Source organism: Pedococcus soli, assembly GCF_054782575.1.
The window spans coordinates 353,006-369,939 of sequence record NZ_BAAGSF010000001.1 but is presented as its reverse complement, the minus strand read 5'-3'; the positions used below and the strand labels follow the sequence as shown (position 1 = coordinate 369,939).

Below are 16,934 nucleotides of genomic sequence, written 5' to 3'. Positions count from 1 at the left end.
CCCGTTTCCCCGGCGTCACTCCCACCCACGGGGTGTGGCCTGGGCGACACCTGCATACAGTCGAAGCATGACCTCAGTCCCGAACCTCCAGCTGTCCACCGGCGCCGACACCATCACGATCCCGCAGCTCGGGTTCGGGGTGTGGCAGGTCCCGGACGCCGACGTCGACGCGGCCATCGCCTCGGCCCTCGAGGTCGGCTACCGCAGCATCGACACGGCCAAGCTCTACGGCAACGAGGAGGGTGTCGGCCGGGCGCTGGCGGCCACCGACCTCGACCGCAGCGAGCTGTTCGTCACCACGAAGGTGTGGCAGGACGACCACGGCCACGACGCGACGCTCGCGTCGTTCGACGCCTCGATGAAGCGGCTGGGTCTCGACGTGCTGGACCTCTTCCTCATCCACTGGCCGGCACCGGCCCAGGACAGGTACGTCGAGACCTGGCGGGCGCTGCTCGAGCTGCGGGCCTCGGGCCGGGTGCGCGCCGTCGGTGTCTGCAACTTCGAGGTCGAGCACCTCCAGCGCCTCCTCGACGAGACCGGGGAGCTGCCGGCGATCAACCAGGTCGAGCTGCACCCCTACCTCCAGCAGTTCGAGCTGCGCGAGTTCCACGCCAACCACGGCATGCTCACCGAGGCCTGGAGCCCGCTGGCCTCCGGTGGTGGGGTCCTCACCGACGAGGTGGTGGTGAGGATCGCGGACAAGCACGGCGTCACCCCGGCCCAGGCGATCCTGCGGTGGCACACCCAGATCGGGAACGTCGTCATCCCCAAGTCCGTGACCCCGAGCCGGATCAGGGAGAACTTCGACCTCTTCGGCTTCGAGCTCGATCCGGACGACCTGTCCGACATGGCCCGCCTCGACCGCGGCGAGCGCACCGGGCCCGACCCGCGCGAGTTCGGCTGACGCCCGCGCCGCTGGCCCTAGGGTGGGCGCCATGAGCACGGACGAGCAGGCCGCTGGAGCCACGACGAACGACGGCGTGGGTGCCGAAGCGGCAGACCACGCGGCGCAGGACGCCAAGGCGATCCGGCCGATCGAGGAGGGCGTGCAGCGCGACTTCTCTCAGTCCATGTCCTACGGCGCCTATCTGGGGCTCGACCGGCTGCTGTCGTCGCAGCACCCGCGCAGCGAACCGCCCCAGCACGACGAGCTGCTGTTCATCATCCAGCACCAGACGTCCGAGCTCTGGTTGAAGCTGATGCTGCACGAGCTGCGTTCGGCCCGGGCCCTGCTGTCGACCGACGAGCTCGCCCCGGCGCTCAAGCGGCTGGCGCGCGTCAAGCACATCCAGCACACCCTCACCGGCCAGTGGTCGGTGCTCGCGACGCTCACGCCGAGCGAGTACGCCGAGATCCGGCCGTTCCTCGCGACCAGCTCGGGGTTCCAGTCCTGGCAGTACCGCGCGGTCGAGTTCCTCCTGGGCAACAAGAACGCCGACATGGTGACCGTGTTCGAGCACGACCCCGCGGCACGGGACATGCTCGCCGAGCTGCTCGTCGAGCCGAGCCTGTACGACGAGTTCCTGCGCTACCTCGACCGACGGGGGTATGCCGTGCCCGCCGAGCTGCTCGAGCGCGACTTCACCCAGCCCTACCGGCTCGACGAGCGGCTGGTCGACACCTTCGCCGCCGTCTACGCGTCGCCGGCCGAGCACTGGGGCGTGTACGAGACCTGCGAGGAGCTGGTCGACCTCGAGGACAACTTCCAGCAGTGGCGGTTCCGGCACCTGCAGGTCGTCACGCGCACGATCGGCATGAAGCCGGGGACCGGTGGGTCGTCGGGCGTGAGCTTCCTGCGCCGGGCGCTGGACCTGACGTTCTTCCCCGAGCTCTACGCCGTCCGCGCCCGCGTCTGACTACAGCCAGCCCTCCGGGCCGTCGGACCCGGCGGCATACGACTCGAGCGGGACGACGTCGTCGGCCCACGCCTTGATGACCGGGGCCATGACCCGCCAGCACTCCTCGGCCGCGTCGCCGCGCACGGTGAGCAGCTGGTCGCCGTCGAGGACCTGGGCCAGCACCTCGCCGTAGGCCTGCATCCGTGGTGCGGCGAGGGGAGCCGTGAGGGTCTTCTGCTCGAGGTCGAGGGGGTCGCCCTCGGCGTTCATCGTCAGGGTGAGCGAGACCGCGCCGGGCTTGAGGTCGATGGTGAGCCGGTCGCCGGCGCTGGTGCCGACGAAACCCGTCGGCAGGTGCGGCACGTCCCTCAGGTGCGCGACGACCTGCTTGCGCGGCGAGCCCAGCGCCTTGCCGCTGCGCAGGACGAACGGCACCCCCGCCCAGCGGTTGTTCCTCACCTCGAGGGTGACCTGCGCGAGGGTCTCGGTGTGGCGGCGTGGGTCGACACCCTCCTCCCGCGCGTAGTCGGGAACGGCGCGGCGGCCGATCTTCCCCGCGGTGTAGCGGGCCCGGCGGGAGGACCGCTTGGGCGACCCGCCCCACACCCGGGTGGCACGCAGCACCTGGACCTTCTGGTCGCGCATCTCCTGGGCGTCGAGGGTCGCGATGGACTCCATGGCGAACAGCGACATCACCTGCAGCAGGTGGCTCTGGAGCATGTCGCGCAGGGCTCCTGCGCCGTCGTAGTAGCCGGCCCGGCCCTCGAGCGCGAGGTCCTCGTCGTAGACGATCTCGACGCGCTCGATGTGCTCGGCGTTCCAGATCGGTGCGAGCACGCGGTTGGCGAACCGCAGCCCCACGAGGTTGAAGACCGTGGCGACGCCGAGGAAGTGGTCGATCCGGAAGATGGCGTCCTCGTCGACCACCTCGTGCAGCAGGGCGTTGAACTCCACGGCACTCTCGTGGTCGGTGCCGAACGGCTTCTCCAGCGCCAGCCGGGTGGTCTGCGGCAGGTCGACGTGCCGCAGCAGCGCGCAGACCTTCATGGTCACCTGCGGCGGCAGCGCGAAGAAGATGACCAGGGGGCCGTCGCCGCAGTGCGCGACGAGGTCACGCAGCGCGGCCTCGTCGAGCAGGTCCGTCTGCAGGTATGCCGTGTGCCGGGTCACGGGCGTGGTCACCTTCGTCGGCGCATCGACGGTCGAGAACGCGTCCTTGACCCGCGCCTTCCACTGGGCCGGCGAGAGATCCACGCGGTCGGCCCCCAGCACCCGGACCCGCCGGTCGCGTTCGACGACCAGGAGGCTGGCCAGACCGGGGAGCAGGAGCCGGTGGGTCAGGTCACCGCCCGCGCCGAGGATGAGCAGGGTCGTCTCGGGGGTGGTTGCCACCCTGTCACCCTGCCACGCGGTCCTGTGCCGCGCTCGGGCGTAGCCCGCATCGCGCCCCTGTGCGGCCGCACCCGGAGGCCGACACGGCATACTCCGTCGGCATGGCCACCCACGACGCCGAAGCGGCACGCCGTCCGCGGTCCGTTCGGCCGCGGGTGATCCACAGTGCCCAGGCGCTCGTGGACGAGGTGGTCGAGGTCGCGTCCCTGCCCGAACGCGGCGGCAACGCCGTGGCCACCTCCTACAGCCGGTATGCCGGCGGGGCGGTCAACATCCTCGTCGCCGCGGCGCGGTCGGGAGCCGTCGCCGTGCACGCCGGCTCGGTGGGGACGGGGGCGAACGGCGACCTCGTCCGTGCCGCCCTGGCCGCGGACGGGGTGTCGCTCAGCAGCCCGGTCGTGCCCGACTCCGACACCGGCATCTGCGTCGTCATGGTGGAGCCGTCGGCCGAGCGGACGTTCGTGACGACCCAGGGTGCCGAGCGCGACATCTCGGTCGCCAGCCTCGACACGTCTGCGCCGGTCGCCGGGGACCTCGTCTGCGTGAGCGGGTTCTCGTTGGTCGGTCGGACGCGGGATCCTTTGCGGCAGTGGCTCTCCGGGCTCGCTGACGACGTCGTGGTCGTGCTCGACCCGGGTGACGCGTTCGGCAGTCTGGACGACTCGCTGCGGGAGGAGGTCCTGGCCCGGACGAACGTCTGGACGAGCAACGCGGACGAGGCGCTCACCCTGACCGGGGTGCAGGTCGAGGACGACTCCGCCGCCGCCGTGGCCCTCCGCCTGCCCGATGGCGCCATCGCGATCGTCCGCGACGGGTCCAAGGGCTGCCACGTCCACGAAGCCGGCCACACCGCATACCTCGCCGGTCACCCGCAGGAGGCGGTCGACACCAACGGTGCGGGCGACACCCACACCGGCGTGCTCCTCGCCGAGCGGGCACGGGGTGCCGACTGGCTGACGGCGGCGCGGCGGGCCAACGCCGCCGGTGCGATCAAGGTGACCCGGCGCGGACCGGCGACGGCCCCCACGGCCGCCGAGATCGACGCCTTCCTGGCAACGGCGGGGGTCGCGCCGGTCCGGGTCGACCGGGGCTAGAGCGCCCGCGGGCGGTAGGCCTCGAGCAGGCGGTCGTAGAGGGCGTCGAGCTCGTGGTCGATGCGCTGCCGGGTGGGGTCGGCGAGGTGCCAGGCGACCATCTCGGCCGCGCCGCGGCGGAACGGGACCCGGGCGTTCCACCCGGCGGCGAGCGTCCGGATCTTGGTGTTGTCGAAGACCATCGAGTTCGACTTGTCGCCGACGAGGGACGCGCCGAGCTCGGCGTCGTTGGCGGCGATCGCGTCGGAGGCGACGTGCACGATCCGGGCCTCGACCCCGGCCGCGGCAGCCACTTCCTGGTGGATCTGGTCCCACGTCAGTGCCTCGTCGGAGGTGATGTGGAAGGCCTCGCCGATGGCCTGCGGCCGGTCGAGCAGGCGCACGAACGCGCGCGCGAAGTCCTCGTGGTGGGTCAGCGTCCACCACGACGTCCCGTCGCCCGGGACGACCACCTCCTTGCCGTCGAGCATCCGCTGGACGACGGTCCAGCCACCGCTGAACGGGAGCAGGGTGTGGTCGTAGGTGTGCGACGGGCGCACGATCGTCACCGGGAGCCCGGCGTCCCGGTAGGCGGCGACGAGCAGGTCCTCGCAGGCGATCTTGTCTCGGGAGTACTGCCAGAACGGGTTGCGCAGCGGAGTGGACTCGGTGACCGGGCCGTGGGTGGGTGGGGTCTGGTACGCCGAGGCCGAGCTGATGAAGACGTACTGGCCGAAGCGTCCCTCGAGCAGGTCCAGGTTGGCGGTGAGCTGGTCGGTCGTGAACGTCAGGAAGTCGACGACGACGTCGAACTCGCGCCCGTCCAGGGTGGTGGCGACGGCCTCGCGGTCACGGATGTCAGCGGTCAGCACCTCGGCACCCGGCGCCGGCTCGTGGGTGCTGCTCGCGCCGCGGTTGAGCAGGGTGACGGCGAACCCGTCGGCGACCGCGGCCCGGGCGCACGCGGTGCTGATCACCCCCGTCCCGCCGATGAACAGGACGGTGGGGGACGCGCTCGAGGAGGCCATGCCCCAACCCTAGGTCGCACCGCCGCGAGCTGCCTCGGTCGGCAACCAGGTGGCCGAAGGGTGGGAAACGGCCCACCCGGGACGTGGGGAGGGGGCGTTCTGCCCCCCTTGGTGCGCGCTGGGGCAGCAGTCGGGTGAGCCTGGTGCGAAGGGGCCCGGCAGGGTCAGGCGAGGTGGTCGAGGTCGGCGCGGCAGCGGCGCTCGAACTCGCCGAGCTCGGCCAGCGCGTCCTCGAGGTCCCGGCGGCGCTGCTCGAGGTCGCGGCGGCGCTCGTCGATCTGGGAGAGCACGTACTCGAGCTGGCTGGCCTTGCCGCGGGGCCGGTCGTAGAGGTCGATGATCGTGCGGATCTCCTCGAGCGGGAACCCGAGCCGCTTGCCCCGCAGGATCAGGGCCAGGCGGGTGCGGTCGCGGCGACGGTAGACCCGGGTCGTGCCACGGCGTTCGGGGGAGATGAGCCCGAGGTCCTCGTAGTGCCGCACGGTGCGGTGCGTGACGTCGAACTCGTCCGCGATCTCCCGGATGGACCACGACTGGTCGAGATCGGTCACGTCGGCGGCTGGCATACCCGTGAGTATTGCTTTACGTTTACGTCAACGTCAAGAACTGGCGGCCACACACCTCACGCCGTGGCACCCCTGCACCACCCCCGATCCCACGAGGAGCGCGCATGTTCGAGCTGTCCAAGGAGCACGAGGACTTCCGCAAGGTCGTCCGGGAGTTCGCCCAAGACGAGGTCGAGCCGAACATCGCGAAGTGGGACAAGGCGCACCACTTCCCCACGGACCTCGTCCCGAAGATGGGCGAGCTCGGGCTCTTCGGGCTGGTCGTGCCGGAGGAGTTCGGGGGGATGGGCGACGACGGCGACTTCACCAGCCTCTGCGTCGCGATCGAGGAGCTCGGCCGGGTCGACCAGTCGATCGGCATCACGCTGTCCGCCGGGGTCGGCCTGGGCATCAACCCGATCCTCACCTACGGCACGCAGGAGCAGAAGGAGCGCTTCCTGCCCGACCTGGTCGCCGGGCGCGCGCTCGCCGGTTTCGGCCTCACCGAGCCCGACGCGGGTTCGGACGCCGGTGCCACCCGCACCAAGGCGGTCCGCGACGGCGACGAGTGGGTCGTCAACGGCTCCAAGGCGTTCATCACCAACTCCGGGACCGACATCACCTCCGTCGTGACGGTCACCGCCCGCACCGGCACGAACGACGACGGTTCGGCCGTCCTCAGCGCGATCATGATCCCGTCGGGCACCCCCGGGTTCACCGTCGAGCCGGCCTACGACAAGCTCGGCTGGCACGCCTCGGACACCCACGGCCTGACCTTCGAGGACTGCCGCGTCCCGGCTGGCAACCTGCTCGGCAACGAGGGCGAGGGCTTCAAGCAGTTCCTCAAGACCCTCGACGACGGCCGCATCGCCATCTCCGCGCTCGCCATCGGCATGAGCCAGCGGATGCTCGAGGAGACCACGGCCTACGCGAAGACCCGCAAGGCGTTCGGCAAGCCGATCGGCGTCAACCAGGGCATCTCGTTCCAGATCGCCGACCTCGCCGTCATGGTCGAGGCCTCGCGCCAGCTCACCTACAAGGCCGCTTGGCTCAAGGACGAGCTCGAGCGTGGCCGCCGTTCGGTCAAGGAGGTCAAGCAGGCCGCCGCCATCTGCAAGCTGTACTCGACCGAGGCCGCCGTCACCGCGACCCGCATCGCCACCCAGGTCTTCGGTGGCAACGGCTTCATGGAGGAGTACCCCGTGGCGCGCTTCTACCGCGACGCCAAGATCCTCGAGATCGGCGAGGGCACCTCCGAGGTCCAGCGCATGGTCATCGCCCGCCACCTCGGCCTCCCGACCGCGTGAGCGCCGGAGTGCGAGAGGGTATGCCGGTGAGCCGAGTCGACGACGCCAGTCCCGCCTTCGCCGTGGCCGGGGACTCCGGCGCCGACCCCAAGGTGGGGGACGTGCGCCGGCGGCTCGCCGCGGCATACGAGGCCTCGGGCTCGGCGCCCGAGAAGGCGAAGGCGAAGCTCGACGCGCAGGGCAAGCTCTACGTCCGCGACCGGATCGCCCTGCTGTTCGACGAGGGCAGCTTCGTCGAGGACGGCCGGTTCGCCAACGCGACGGCCGAGGGCCTGCCCGCCGACGGTGTCGTCACCGGGCGCGGGATGGTCGACGGGCGGCCGGCGATCGTCATCGCGAACGACCCGACCGTCAAGGCCGGCTCGTGGGGCGCGCGCACCGTGGAGAAGATCGTGCGCGCCACCGAGATGGCGCTGCGCGAGGAGCTGCCGGTCTTCTGGTTCGTCGACTCGGCAGGCGCCCGCATCACCGACCAGGTCGAGATGTTCCCGGGACGTCGTGGCGCCGGGAAGATCTTCCACAACCAGGTCGCGCTGTCCGGCAAGGTCCCGCAGATCTGCTGCCTCTTCGGCCCGAGCGCCGCGGGCGGTGCCTACATCCCGTCGTTCACCGACCTCATCATCATGGTCGAGGGCAACGCGTCGATGTACCTCGGCAGCCCACGCATGGCGGAAATGGTTGTGGGAGAGAAGGTTTCGCTCGAGGACATGGGCGGTGCGCGCATGCACTGCACCGTCTCCGGGGTCGGCGACCTGCTCGTCTCCGACGACACCGAGGCGATCGAGCTCGCCAAGCTCTACTTCTCCTACGTCCCCTCCAGCTGGCGCGCCGACAAGCCGAGCTATGCCCCCGAGGAGCCGTCGCGCCCGCTCACGCGGCACACGGTGCCCGAGCGCGAGAGCCAGCCGTTCGACATCCACGAGGTCATCGACGGGCTGCTCGACGACGAGTCGTTCTTCGAGATCAAGCCGCTGTTCGCCCCCGAGCTCGTCATCGGGTTCGGCCGGATGGACGGCGAGACCGTGGGCATCGTCGCCAACAACTCGATGGTCAAGGGTGGCGTGCTGTTCACCGACAGCGCCGACAAGGCCGCACGGTTCATCTGGCTGTGCGACGCGTTCTCGATCCCGCTGCTCTACCTCGCCGACGTCCCGGGGTTCATGATCGGCTCCGAGGTCGAGCGCGGCGGCATCATCCGCCACGGCGCGAAGATGGTGCACGCCGTGTCGTCCGCGACCGTCCCGCAGTTCTGCATCGTCGTCCGCAAGGCGTACGGCGCCGGCCTCTACGCGATGGGTGGACCGGGTTTCGCTCCGGACGCGACGATCGCGCTGCCGACCGCGCGGATCGCCGTCATGGGTCCCGAGGCCGCGGTGAATGCGGTGTACGCCAACAAGATCGCCGCCATCGAGGACCCCGACGAGCGCGAGGCGTTCGTCCAGGAGATGCGCCGCGAGTACGAGGAGGACGTCGACCTCGAGCGCCTCGCCGCGGACCTCGTCCTCGACCAGGTCATCGAGGCCGATGCCCTGCGCGCCGAGCTGCTCCTGCGGCTGCGGTACGCCGCGAACCGTGAACGCCACTTCGCCACCAAGCGCCGGGACGTCCCCCCGGTCTGACCGGCCGTCTCGCTGGCGGCCGCGTAGGCCGTGCGGCCCCTGCGCGTCAACGGGAGCCAGGTGCGCGGTCGCTGGCGTCTTGCGTCAGTTGCCGCGGGCGGAGCTCGGGCTGCGCAGGGTGCGCCAGGCGATGCCGATCTCCCCGAGCAGCTCGCGCAGCAGCGGCAGGCTGAGTCCGACGACGTTGCTCGGGTCGCCCTCGATGCCCGCGACGTAGGGGGAGCCGAGCCCGTCGAGCGTGAACGACCCGGCCACCCGCAGGGGCTCACCCGTCGCGACGTACGCCTCGATCTCCGCGGGGTCAAGGCTGGCGAAGTGGACGGTGGTCGAGGCCGTCGCCCCCAGGGTCGCGCCGGTGCCGCCGGCGTCGCTGTCGCGGGTGTCGACGAGCCAGTGCCCGGTGTGCAGGACGCCGGAGCGCCCGCTCATCCGCGACCAGCGCTCGACCGCCTCCGCGGCGTCGACGGGCTTGCCGTGCACCTCGCCGTCGAGCTCGAGCACCGAGTCGCAGCCGAGCACCAGGGCGTGCTCGATCTGGGCGGCGACGTCCTCGGCCTTGGCGCGGGCGAGGACGAGGGCGACGTCCTCCGGGGCCAGCTCGCCGTACGTCTCGCGTGCCGCTGCCGTCACGGCGTCCTCGTCCACGGAGCTGACGACGATGCTCGGCTCCACCCCCGCGGCGAGCAGGAGCTTCTTGCGGGCGGGCGAGGCGGAGGCGAGGACGAGCGAGGCGGTCGGGTTGGTCATGCCCGGACCCTATCCGCCGCCGGACGCCCCCCGAACCCTCAGCCGAGCTGGTTGTCGACGAAGCACCAGCGCCAGGACTCGCCGGGCTCGAAGCTGCGCATCACCGGGTGCCCGGACTCGTGGAAGTGCGCGTCCGCGTGCTTCTGCGGCGAGGAGTCGCAGCACCCGACGTGGCCGCAGTCCAGGCACAGCCGCAGGTGGACCCACTGCGTCCCGTCGCGCAGGCACTCCTCGCAACCGTGCGGGCTGGTCGGGGCGACGAACCGGTCGTGGTGGTCAGCGAGGTGCTGGCACTGTCCTTCGGTGCGCTCGACCGGCAGCATCGGCTCGTCACGCAGCGCGGAGGTGCGGTCCTCGATCCGGTCGAGCATCGACTCCTCGATGTCGAGCTGCGCCATGACGTGGGCGAGGACCTCTTGGTCGGCGTTGCCCTCGCCGCGGATCCGCAGCAGCTCGCGCCGCTCGGCCTCGAGCATCGTCATCCGCATCCGCCGGTACGTCTCGCTCGGGGTCTCGGCGCCCTCACGTCCCTGGCCGAGGCGTTCCCAGACGATGTTCGTACGGTTCTCCGCCCGGGCCCGGAGGGTCTCGACCACCTCGGGGTCCGAGCCGTCGCAGTTCTCCAGGGCGGTCAGCCCTGCGGAGACCGCGGCCTGGAGGATGGTCGCCTCCTGCAGCGCGTCCTCGCGCGGGTCGGGCCCGCGGACCCGCAGCCAGCGGGCGAGCAGCGGCAGGGTGGTGCCCTGCACCAGCAGGGTGCCCACGGTGACGACCATGGCGATCCAGACCAGGACGCCCCGGTACGGCGTCTCCTGGGGGAGCGTGAACGCGGCGGCGAGCGTGACGACGCCACGCATGCCCGCCCACGAGATGATCGCGCTGTGCGCGTACGGCCGCGACGTGGGGCTGATGCCCTTGTCGAAGCGGCTGAACAGCAGGCGGGTGGGGAAGACGTACAGGGGGCGCAGCAGGACGACCGTGGCGAGGACGGCCAGGGTGACGACCACGACCCGTCCCCACGACAGGCCGGAGTCGGAGATGTCGGCGACGATGCGCCGCATCTGCAGGCCGATCATGAGGAAGACGGCGTTCTCGAGCAGGAACTGGACCGACGCCCAGTTGATCCGCTCACTGAGGCGCGAGGCCGCCGTCTGCACGACCGGTGACTTGTGGCCCAGCAGCAGCCCGGCGACGACCACGGCCAGGACGCCGGAGGACTCGAAGTGCTCGGCCGGCAGGAACGCCACGAACGGCACGATGAAGGACAGGGAGGTGTCGATGGCCGGGTCGGTGAAGTTGCGGCGGATCAGGCCGATGACGAGGGCCACGACCACCCCGAACCCGATCCCGCCGACGACCGCCCAGGCGAAGTCGAGCGCGACCGACCCGAAGGTCACCTGGTCGGCCGCGGCGTGCGCGCCCACACCGGCGACGCTGAAGGCGGCGATGGCGGTCCGCAGGGACACCAGCGCCGTCGCGTCGTTGACCAGCGACTCGCCCTCGAGGATGGTCACCACCCGGCGCGGGAGACCGATCCGGCGGGCCACGGCGGTGGCCGCGACGGCGTCCGGTGGGGCGACGACGGCGCCCAGGGCGAAGGCCACGGCGAACGGGACGGGGATCAGCCACCACGTCACGAGGCCGACACCGGCAGCGGTGAACAGCACCAGCCCGACGGACAGCGCCAGGATCGACGTGGTGTTGGCCCGGAAGTCCACGAGCGAGGTCCGGACCGCCGCGGCATACAACAGGGGTGGGAGCAGGCCGTAGAGGACGACGTCCGGGGTGAGGACCGGCTCCTTGACGAAGGAGATGTAGGAGATGCCGATGCCCACGACGATCAGCGAGAGGGGCGCCGGGACGTTGATGCGTTCGGAGAGCCCCGCGACGACGATCACCGCAGCGACGATGGCGACCAGGGTCAGGGCGAGTGTCACGCGGGCATCTTCCCACCCGCAGGGGATGAACGCGTCGGCCGACCACCGCTGGTGGCCGGCCGACGAAGGTCAGTCGAGCTCGCCGAGGACCGCCTGGCGCAGGGTGTCGAGGCCGACGCTGCCGATGTCGAGCGCGCGACGGTGGAAGTCCTTGAGGCTGAAGGCGTCGCCCTCCTTCTCGCGCACCTGCTCGCGCAGCTGCAGCCAGAGGCGCTCGCCGATCTTGTACGAGGGAGCCTGACCCGGCCAGCCGAGGTAGCGGTCGAGCTCGAAGCGCAGCCAGGCCTCGCCCTGGTTGGCGTGGGCGGTGAGGTACTGCCAGGCCTTGTCGTAGTCCCATGCACCGCCGCCGACCTCCTCGGGCGCCTCGAACCCGCAGTGCACGCCGATGTCGATGACGACGCGGGCTGCTCGCAGGGACTGGCTGTCGAGCAGGCCGAGCCGGTTGCCCGGGTCGTCCATGTGCCCGAGCTCGGCCATGAGCAGCTCCGCGTAGAGCGCCCAGCCCTCGCCGTGGCCGGAGGTCCAGATGCCGATGCGCCGCCACCGGTTGAGCAACTCGGAGCGGAACACCGTCTGGGCGACCTGGAGGTGGTGACCGGGAACGCCCTCGTGGTAGACGGTGGTCAGCTCCTTCCACGTGCCGAACGCCGTGACGCCCTTGGGGACGGACCACCACATCCGGCCCGGGCGGGTGAAGTCCTCGCTGGGGCCGGTGTAGTAGATCCCACCGGTCTGGGTCGGCGCGATGAGGCACTCGATGGTGCGCACCGGGTCGGGGATGTCGAAGTGCGTGTCGGCGAGCTCGGCGATGGCGGCGTCGGCCTTCTTCTGCATCCAGGCCTTGAGCTCGTCAGTGCCGTGGAGCTGGTACGCCGGGTCGGCGTCCAGGGCCGCGATCGCCCCGGCCACGGTGGCGCCGGGCTTGATCTGGTCGGCGACCGCGGCCATCTCGGCCGTGATCCGCCGGACCTCCTCCTGGCCCCACGCGTAGGTCTCCTCGAGGTCGACCTCGGCCCCGATGAAGGCCCGCGACAGCAGCGCGTAGGCCTCGCGCCCGCAGGCATCCGCCTCCGGGGCCCGGTCCAGCAGGTTCTCGGCCAGCCAGGGGCCGAGCTCCGCGTATGCCGCGCGGGCGCCGCCCACCGCGGCCTCCAGCTGGGTGCGGGTGCCGTCGGAGAGGTCGGCCGTGCCGGCCGTGGTCCCGTCGAGCAGTCCGGCGAAGTAGCCGTCGTCGGCGGTGAGGTCCTCGCACTGGGCGATGCAGGCCTTGACCTGGCGGCGCGGGGCGATGTTGCCCTTGTCGGCCGCGGCGGTGAGGCTCTGCTTCCACTGGTCGAGGGCGGTCGGCACCTTCTCCAGCCGCCGGGCGAAGACCCCCCAGTCCTCGTCGGTGTCCGTGGCCATGAGGTCGAAGCAGCCCCGGATCTCCTGCAGCGGGGAGGCGAGGACGTTGAGGGCCATCTCGTCCAGCCCCGCGGCATACGTCTCCTCGGCGAGGCCGATGCGCTCGCGCAGGGCCGCGATGGTGACGCGGTCGATGTCGTCGACGGGCGGCACACCCTCGAGGCGGGACAGGATCTCGCGACGCAGCTCCGAGGCGGCGGCATGGCCGGCGGGGGAGAAGTCGTCCAGCTCCTCCTCGTACCCGGCGATGCCGTAGTAGGTCGCGCTGATCGGGCTGAGGGCTGCGGTGCGCGCGAGGTAGTCGTCGGCGATGGCGTCGACTGCGGTGGCGGGCCGGGTCGTGGAGGTCTGGGTGCTCACAGCCGCGAACGTACCCCAGCGGCCTGACGTCGTCACCGCCTTATCGGCTTGCCGCACTGCCTAGGCTGGCCGCATGACTGCCCGCCTGCTCTCGCTCAACATCGGCGCCTCCGAGCCCAACCCGGCCAAGTCGGTCGGTGTCACCGGCATCGGCAAGAAGCCGGTCGGGTCCGCGACCCTGCGCGCCCCCGGGCCCAAGCACGGTGGGCTCGGCAGCGGGGTCGTCGGCGACTTCATCGCGGACGTGAAGCACCACGGCGGGGACCAGCAGGCGGTCTACGCGTACGCCCGCGAGGAGCTCGACGCCTGGCAGGAGCGGCTGGGACGCGAGCTGGCCGACGGGGTCTTCGGGGAGAACCTCACGACCACGGGGCTCGAGGTCGACGGTGCCCTCCTCGGCGAGCGGTGGGCGGTCGGGGACGAGGTCGTCCTCGAGGTCTGCGGCCCTCGCGTCCCGTGCGCGACGTTCCAGGCCCGGATGGGCGAGCGCGGGTGGGTCAAGCGGTTCACCGAGGTCGGCAACACGGGTGCCTACCTGTCGGTCGTCACCGGTGGGGAGGTCCGTCCCGGCGACGCGATCGAGGTGGTGTCGCGGCCCGGGCACGGTGTCGACGTGCGGATGGCCTTCCGGGCGTTCATGGGCGACCTCGAGGCGGCCCGTCAGGTCCTGGCGGCCGACGCCCTCGCCGGGGCCGACGCCGAGGAGCTGCGCGAGATGGTCGAGAGCCGCAGCCGCTGACCGACCACCACCCCACGCAGAACGCTGGCTGCGCGGTGAAGCTCGCGGAATCATCCCTCAGGGCTGCCGCGCAACCAGCGTCTTGCCTGCGCTCCGTCGGGGACGTGAGGTATGCCGCGGAGCCGGGTGCGCGGCACACCTCACCTGGGGCTCAGCGCCAGGCGGAGGCGCGCCACGCGCCCGGACCCGGGGTGAGGGGGCGGCGCACGAGGCGTTCACGGGACGTCCACGCAGAGGTGGACCGCGGTGCCGGCGCCTCGTCGCCACCGGACGCGGCCGACAGCACGGCGAACAGCGCCGCGATCTCCTCCGGGCTCGCGTCGCCGCGGACCAGCCGCAGCGGCGGCTCCGTCGCTGCGGACTCGCTCTGCTCGGGGGTCATGGGGCCGGGTCCCCCTGAGCTCGGAGCCTGCGACGAGGTCATAGGGGAATGTTCCCGTGCTTCTTGGGCGGCAGCGTCTCCCGCTTGGTGCGCAGGGCGCGCAGGGCCCGGGTGACGTTCATGCGCGTGTTGCTGGGCGTGATCACCGTGTCGATGTAGCCGCGCTCGGCCGCGATGTAGGGGTTGGCGAGGGTGTCCTCGTACTCGGTGATGAACCGCTGGCGGGCCTCCTCGACGTTCTCGCCATCGGCCTCGGCGGCCGCGAGCTGCTTGCGGTAGAGGATGTTGACCGCGCCCTGGGCACCCATGACCGCGATCTGCGCCGTCGGCCAGGCGAGGTTGATGTCGGCGCCGAGGTGCTTGGAACCCATGACGTCGTACGCGCCGCCGTAGGCCTTGCGGGTGATGACGGTGACGAGGGGGACGGTGGCCTCGGCGTAGGCGTAGATGAGCTTGGCGCCACGGCGGATGATGCCGTCCCACTCCTGGTCGGTGCCCGGGAGGAAGCCGGGGACGTCGACGAAGGTCAGCACCGGCACGTTGAACGCGTCGCAGGTCCGCACGAACCGGGCGGCCTTCTCCGAGGCGTCGATGTCGAGGGTGCCGGCGAACTGCATCGGCTGGTTGGCGACGACCCCGACCGAGCGGCCCTCGACCCGCCCGAAGCCGCAGATGATGTTGGGCGCGAACAACGGGTGCACCTCGAGGAACTCGCCGTCGTCGACGACCGAGCCGATGACGGTGTGCATGTCGTAGGGCTGGTTGGGGCTGTCGGGGATGAGCGTGTCGAGGACCCGGTCGTCGTCGGTGACCTCGAGCGACGGCAGGTCGGCGTCGTCGGCGAAGGACGGCGGCTCCTCGAGGTTGTTGCTCGGGAGGTAGGACAGGAGCGCCTTGACGTACTCGATCGCGTCGGCCTCGTCGTCACCCATGTAGTGCGCGACACCGGACTTGGTGTTGTGGGCGCGGGCGCCACCGAGGTCCTCGAACGAGACGACCTCGCCGGTGACGGTCTTGATGACGTCGGGACCGGTGATGAACATGTGCGACGTCTGGTCGACCATCACGGTGAAGTCCGTGACGGCGGGGGAGTAGACCGCCCCGCCGGCACAGGGGCCCATGACGAGGGAGATCTGCGGGATCACGCCGCTGGCGTGGACGTTGCGGCGGAAGATCTCGCCGTAGAGGCCGAGCGAGACCACGCCCTCCTGGATCCGCGCGCCGCCGGAGTCGTTGAGGCCGACGACCGGGCAGCCGACCTTCATCGCGAAGTCCATGACCTTGCAGATCTTCTCGCCGAAGACCTCGCCGAGCGACCCGCCGAACACGGTGAAGTCCTGGGCGAAGACGGCGACGGTGCGGCCGTCGACGGTGCCGTACCCGGTGACGACGCCGTCGCCGTAGGGGCGGTTCTGCTCCTGCCCGAAGGCGGTGCTGCGGTGGCGGGCGTACTTGTCCATCTCGACGAAGGACCCCTCGTCGAGCAGCATCTCGAGGCGCTCGCGGGCGGTCTTCTTGCCCCTGGCGTGCTGCTTCTCGACGGCCCGCTCCGAGCCGGCGTGGGCGACCTCGGCCACGCGGCGCTTGAGGTCGGCGAGCTTGCCTGCCGTCGAGTGGAGGTCGACACCGGAGTCGGGGCTGGGGACGTCGGTGCCGCCGGTGGAGACCGCGTCGGTGGTGGTCTGGGCCATGCCGGGGAGCCTAGCCTTGCCCCCATGCGCCAACCTCTCCAGCGTGAGGCATTGCACGAGGCGTTGGTCACGTCGGGCTCACCGTGGTTGGACGTCGACGTCCACCGCGAGCTCGGCTCGACCAACGCCGAGGCCGCTCGCCTCGCCCGGCCCTTCCACGTCGTCGTCACCGACCACCAGCAGGCGGGGCGCGGACGGCTCGGCCGCGTCTGGGAGACGCCACCGGACACCTCCGTGACCCTGTCGGTCCTGCTGCCCGCACCGGACGCGGGGCGCGGGTGGATGCCCCTGGCTGCGGGACTCGCGGTCCGCGACGCCATCGGGGACGTCACCGGCCTGGAGGCCGGGCTGAAGTGGCCCAACGACGTCCTCCTCCCCGCCGACGAGGAGCGCAAGGTCTGCGGAATCCTCTGCGAGCTGCAGCCGGGCGGCATCGTGGTGGGCCTCGGGATCAACGTCGACCAGGAGCGCGACGAGCTGCCCGTCGACACGGCCACGTCGCTGCGCCTCGCCGGTGCCCCCGACACCAGCCGGGAGGACCTCGTCGTCGCCCTGCTCGGCCACCTGGCGCGGTGGCACGGTGAGCTGTGCGGCGGCCCGGCGGCGCGCGCGGGTCTCCACGCCGCCTACCGGTCGGCGTGCCTGACCATCGGGCGCGACGTGGAGCTGCACGTCGCCGGCGGTGACGTGCGGCGCGCCCGGGCCACAGGGGTCGACGAGGAGGGGCGGCTCGTGGTCGCCTCGGGGGGCACGGAGTACCCGGTCGCCGCCGGGGACGTCGTGCACGTGCGGCCGGCGAGCTGACCGACTCCTGCGGCGAGGGCCTCCCCGGCACGGCATGATGCGGGGGAGGGACGCACCGCCGCGCC

General features: G+C 71.5%; 15 protein-coding genes. 7 read left to right on the top strand and 8 right to left on the bottom strand.

Going from position 1 to position 16,934, the window contains the following annotated elements; genetic code table 11:
• Nucleotides 1-67: 67 nt before the first annotated feature.
• Both ACYVKF_RS01585 and ACYVKF_RS01580 read left to right on the top strand, forming a co-directional pair.
• Nucleotides 68-904, top strand: a complete 837-nt coding sequence (locus ACYVKF_RS01585; protein WP_056918667.1) for an aldo/keto reductase — start codon at nucleotides 68-70, stop codon at nucleotides 902-904.
• A gap of 166 nt (nucleotides 905-1,070) precedes the next feature.
• Complete coding sequence (locus ACYVKF_RS01580) at nucleotides 1,071-1,856, top strand: tryptophan 2,3-dioxygenase (protein WP_056917461.1); 786 nt, start codon at nucleotides 1,071-1,073, stop codon at nucleotides 1,854-1,856.
• On the opposite strand, the gene ACYVKF_RS01575 is transcribed toward ACYVKF_RS01580, so the two are convergent.
• The gene (locus ACYVKF_RS01575; RefSeq protein ID WP_056916779.1) at nucleotides 1,857-3,230 is read right to left on the bottom strand and encodes a glucose-6-phosphate dehydrogenase; all 1,374 of its coding nucleotides are present in this window, start codon (nucleotides 3,228-3,230) and stop codon (nucleotides 1,857-1,859) included.
• Between the two features lie 101 nt (nucleotides 3,231-3,331).
• Between ACYVKF_RS01575 and ACYVKF_RS01570 the strand changes: the two genes are divergently transcribed.
• Nucleotides 3,332-4,324, top strand: coding sequence for a PfkB family carbohydrate kinase (locus tag ACYVKF_RS01570; RefSeq protein WP_460964362.1), 993 nt, complete (start codon nucleotides 3,332-3,334; stop codon nucleotides 4,322-4,324).
• Here ACYVKF_RS01570 and ACYVKF_RS01565 read toward each other — a convergent pair.
• On the bottom strand, nucleotides 4,321-5,331 hold the full coding sequence (locus ACYVKF_RS01565) for an NAD-dependent epimerase/dehydratase family protein (RefSeq protein ID WP_460964359.1): 1,011 nt from the start codon (nucleotides 5,329-5,331) through the stop codon (nucleotides 4,321-4,323). The two genes, ACYVKF_RS01570 and ACYVKF_RS01565, sit on opposite strands and share 4 nt — an antisense overlap.
• Nucleotides 5,332-5,495: 164 nt before the next feature.
• Nucleotides 5,496-5,897 carry a MerR family transcriptional regulator gene (locus tag ACYVKF_RS01560; RefSeq protein ID WP_056916781.1) on the bottom strand — a complete coding sequence of 134 codons (402 nt, stop codon included), beginning with the start codon at nucleotides 5,895-5,897 and terminating at the stop codon, nucleotides 5,496-5,498.
• Nucleotides 5,898-6,001: 104 nt separating this feature from the next.
• Between ACYVKF_RS01560 and ACYVKF_RS01555 the strand changes: the two genes are divergently transcribed.
• Both ACYVKF_RS01555 and ACYVKF_RS01550 read left to right on the top strand, forming a co-directional pair.
• Complete coding sequence (locus tag ACYVKF_RS01555; protein WP_056916782.1) at nucleotides 6,002-7,183, top strand: acyl-CoA dehydrogenase family protein; 1,182 nt, start codon at nucleotides 6,002-6,004, stop codon at nucleotides 7,181-7,183.
• Nucleotides 7,184-7,203: 20 nt separating this feature from the next.
• A complete protein-coding gene (locus tag ACYVKF_RS01550; protein WP_056918670.1) occupies nucleotides 7,204-8,802 on the top strand; it encodes an acyl-CoA carboxylase subunit beta in 1,599 nt (532 codons plus the stop codon).
• A gap of 84 nt (nucleotides 8,803-8,886) precedes the next feature.
• Here ACYVKF_RS01550 and ACYVKF_RS01545 read toward each other — a convergent pair whose 3' ends face one another.
• The 3 genes from ACYVKF_RS01545 to ACYVKF_RS01535 all read right to left on the bottom strand — a co-directional run bounded on the left by ACYVKF_RS01545 (nucleotide 8,887) and on the right by ACYVKF_RS01535 (nucleotide 13,253).
• The gene (locus tag ACYVKF_RS01545; RefSeq protein WP_460964356.1) at nucleotides 8,887-9,549 is read right to left on the bottom strand and encodes a Maf family protein; all 663 of its coding nucleotides are present in this window, start codon (nucleotides 9,547-9,549) and stop codon (nucleotides 8,887-8,889) included.
• Nucleotides 9,550-9,587: 38 nt separating this feature from the next.
• Nucleotides 9,588-11,486 (bottom strand): Na+/H+ antiporter, encoded by a 1,899-nt coding sequence (locus tag ACYVKF_RS01540; RefSeq protein ID WP_460964355.1) that lies wholly within the window; start codon nucleotides 11,484-11,486, stop codon nucleotides 9,588-9,590.
• 69 nt (nucleotides 11,487-11,555) lie between these two features.
• A complete protein-coding gene (locus tag ACYVKF_RS01535) occupies nucleotides 11,556-13,253 on the bottom strand; it encodes a DUF885 domain-containing protein (protein WP_056918672.1) in 1,698 nt (565 codons plus the stop codon).
• Between the two features lie 73 nt (nucleotides 13,254-13,326).
• Here ACYVKF_RS01535 and ACYVKF_RS01530 point away from each other — a divergent pair, with 73 nt between their 5' ends.
• Complete coding sequence (locus ACYVKF_RS01530) at nucleotides 13,327-13,992, top strand: MOSC domain-containing protein (protein ID WP_460964353.1); 666 nt, start codon at nucleotides 13,327-13,329, stop codon at nucleotides 13,990-13,992.
• A gap of 151 nt (nucleotides 13,993-14,143) precedes the next feature.
• On the opposite strand, the gene ACYVKF_RS01525 is transcribed toward ACYVKF_RS01530, so the two are convergent.
• Entirely contained in the window at nucleotides 14,144-14,374 is a 231-nt protein-coding gene (locus ACYVKF_RS01525; protein WP_056916788.1) for an acyl-CoA carboxylase subunit epsilon, read from the bottom strand.
• Between the two features lie 38 nt (nucleotides 14,375-14,412).
• Nucleotides 14,413-16,065, bottom strand: a complete 1,653-nt coding sequence (locus ACYVKF_RS01520; protein WP_056916789.1) for an acyl-CoA carboxylase subunit beta — start codon at nucleotides 16,063-16,065, stop codon at nucleotides 14,413-14,415.
• A 24-nt stretch (nucleotides 16,066-16,089) separates the two neighbouring features.
• Between ACYVKF_RS01520 and ACYVKF_RS01515 the strand changes: the two genes are divergently transcribed.
• Entirely contained in the window at nucleotides 16,090-16,869 is a 780-nt protein-coding gene (locus ACYVKF_RS01515) for a biotin--[acetyl-CoA-carboxylase] ligase (protein WP_460964350.1), read from the top strand.
• The last annotated feature ends 65 nt before the right edge of the window (nucleotides 16,870-16,934 follow it).

Coding starts and splice junctions, on each gene's coding strand:
- ACYVKF_RS01570 (WP_460964362.1), top strand. CDS start 3,332: ATGGCCACCCACGACGCCGAAGCGGCACGCCGTCCGCGGTCCGTTCGG.
- ACYVKF_RS01545 (WP_460964356.1), bottom strand. CDS start 9,549: ATGACCAACCCGACCGCCTCGCTCGTCCTCGCCTCCGCCTCGCCCGCC.
- ACYVKF_RS01565 (WP_460964359.1), bottom strand. CDS start 5,331: ATGGCCTCCTCGAGCGCGTCCCCCACCGTCCTGTTCATCGGCGGGACG.
- ACYVKF_RS01560 (WP_056916781.1), bottom strand. CDS start 5,897: ATGCCAGCCGCCGACGTGACCGATCTCGACCAGTCGTGGTCCATCCGG.
- ACYVKF_RS01585 (WP_056918667.1), top strand. CDS start 68: ATGACCTCAGTCCCGAACCTCCAGCTGTCCACCGGCGCCGACACCATC.
- ACYVKF_RS01530 (WP_460964353.1), top strand. CDS start 13,327: ATGACTGCCCGCCTGCTCTCGCTCAACATCGGCGCCTCCGAGCCCAAC.
- ACYVKF_RS01550 (WP_056918670.1), top strand. CDS start 7,204: ATGCCGGTGAGCCGAGTCGACGACGCCAGTCCCGCCTTCGCCGTGGCC.
- ACYVKF_RS01515 (WP_460964350.1), top strand. CDS start 16,090: ATGCGCCAACCTCTCCAGCGTGAGGCATTGCACGAGGCGTTGGTCACG.
- ACYVKF_RS01555 (WP_056916782.1), top strand. CDS start 6,002: ATGTTCGAGCTGTCCAAGGAGCACGAGGACTTCCGCAAGGTCGTCCGG.
- ACYVKF_RS01520 (WP_056916789.1), bottom strand. CDS start 16,065: ATGGCCCAGACCACCACCGACGCGGTCTCCACCGGCGGCACCGACGTC.
- ACYVKF_RS01580 (WP_056917461.1), top strand. CDS start 1,071: ATGTCCTACGGCGCCTATCTGGGGCTCGACCGGCTGCTGTCGTCGCAG.
- ACYVKF_RS01525 (WP_056916788.1), bottom strand. CDS start 14,374: ATGACCCCCGAGCAGAGCGAGTCCGCAGCGACGGAGCCGCCGCTGCGG.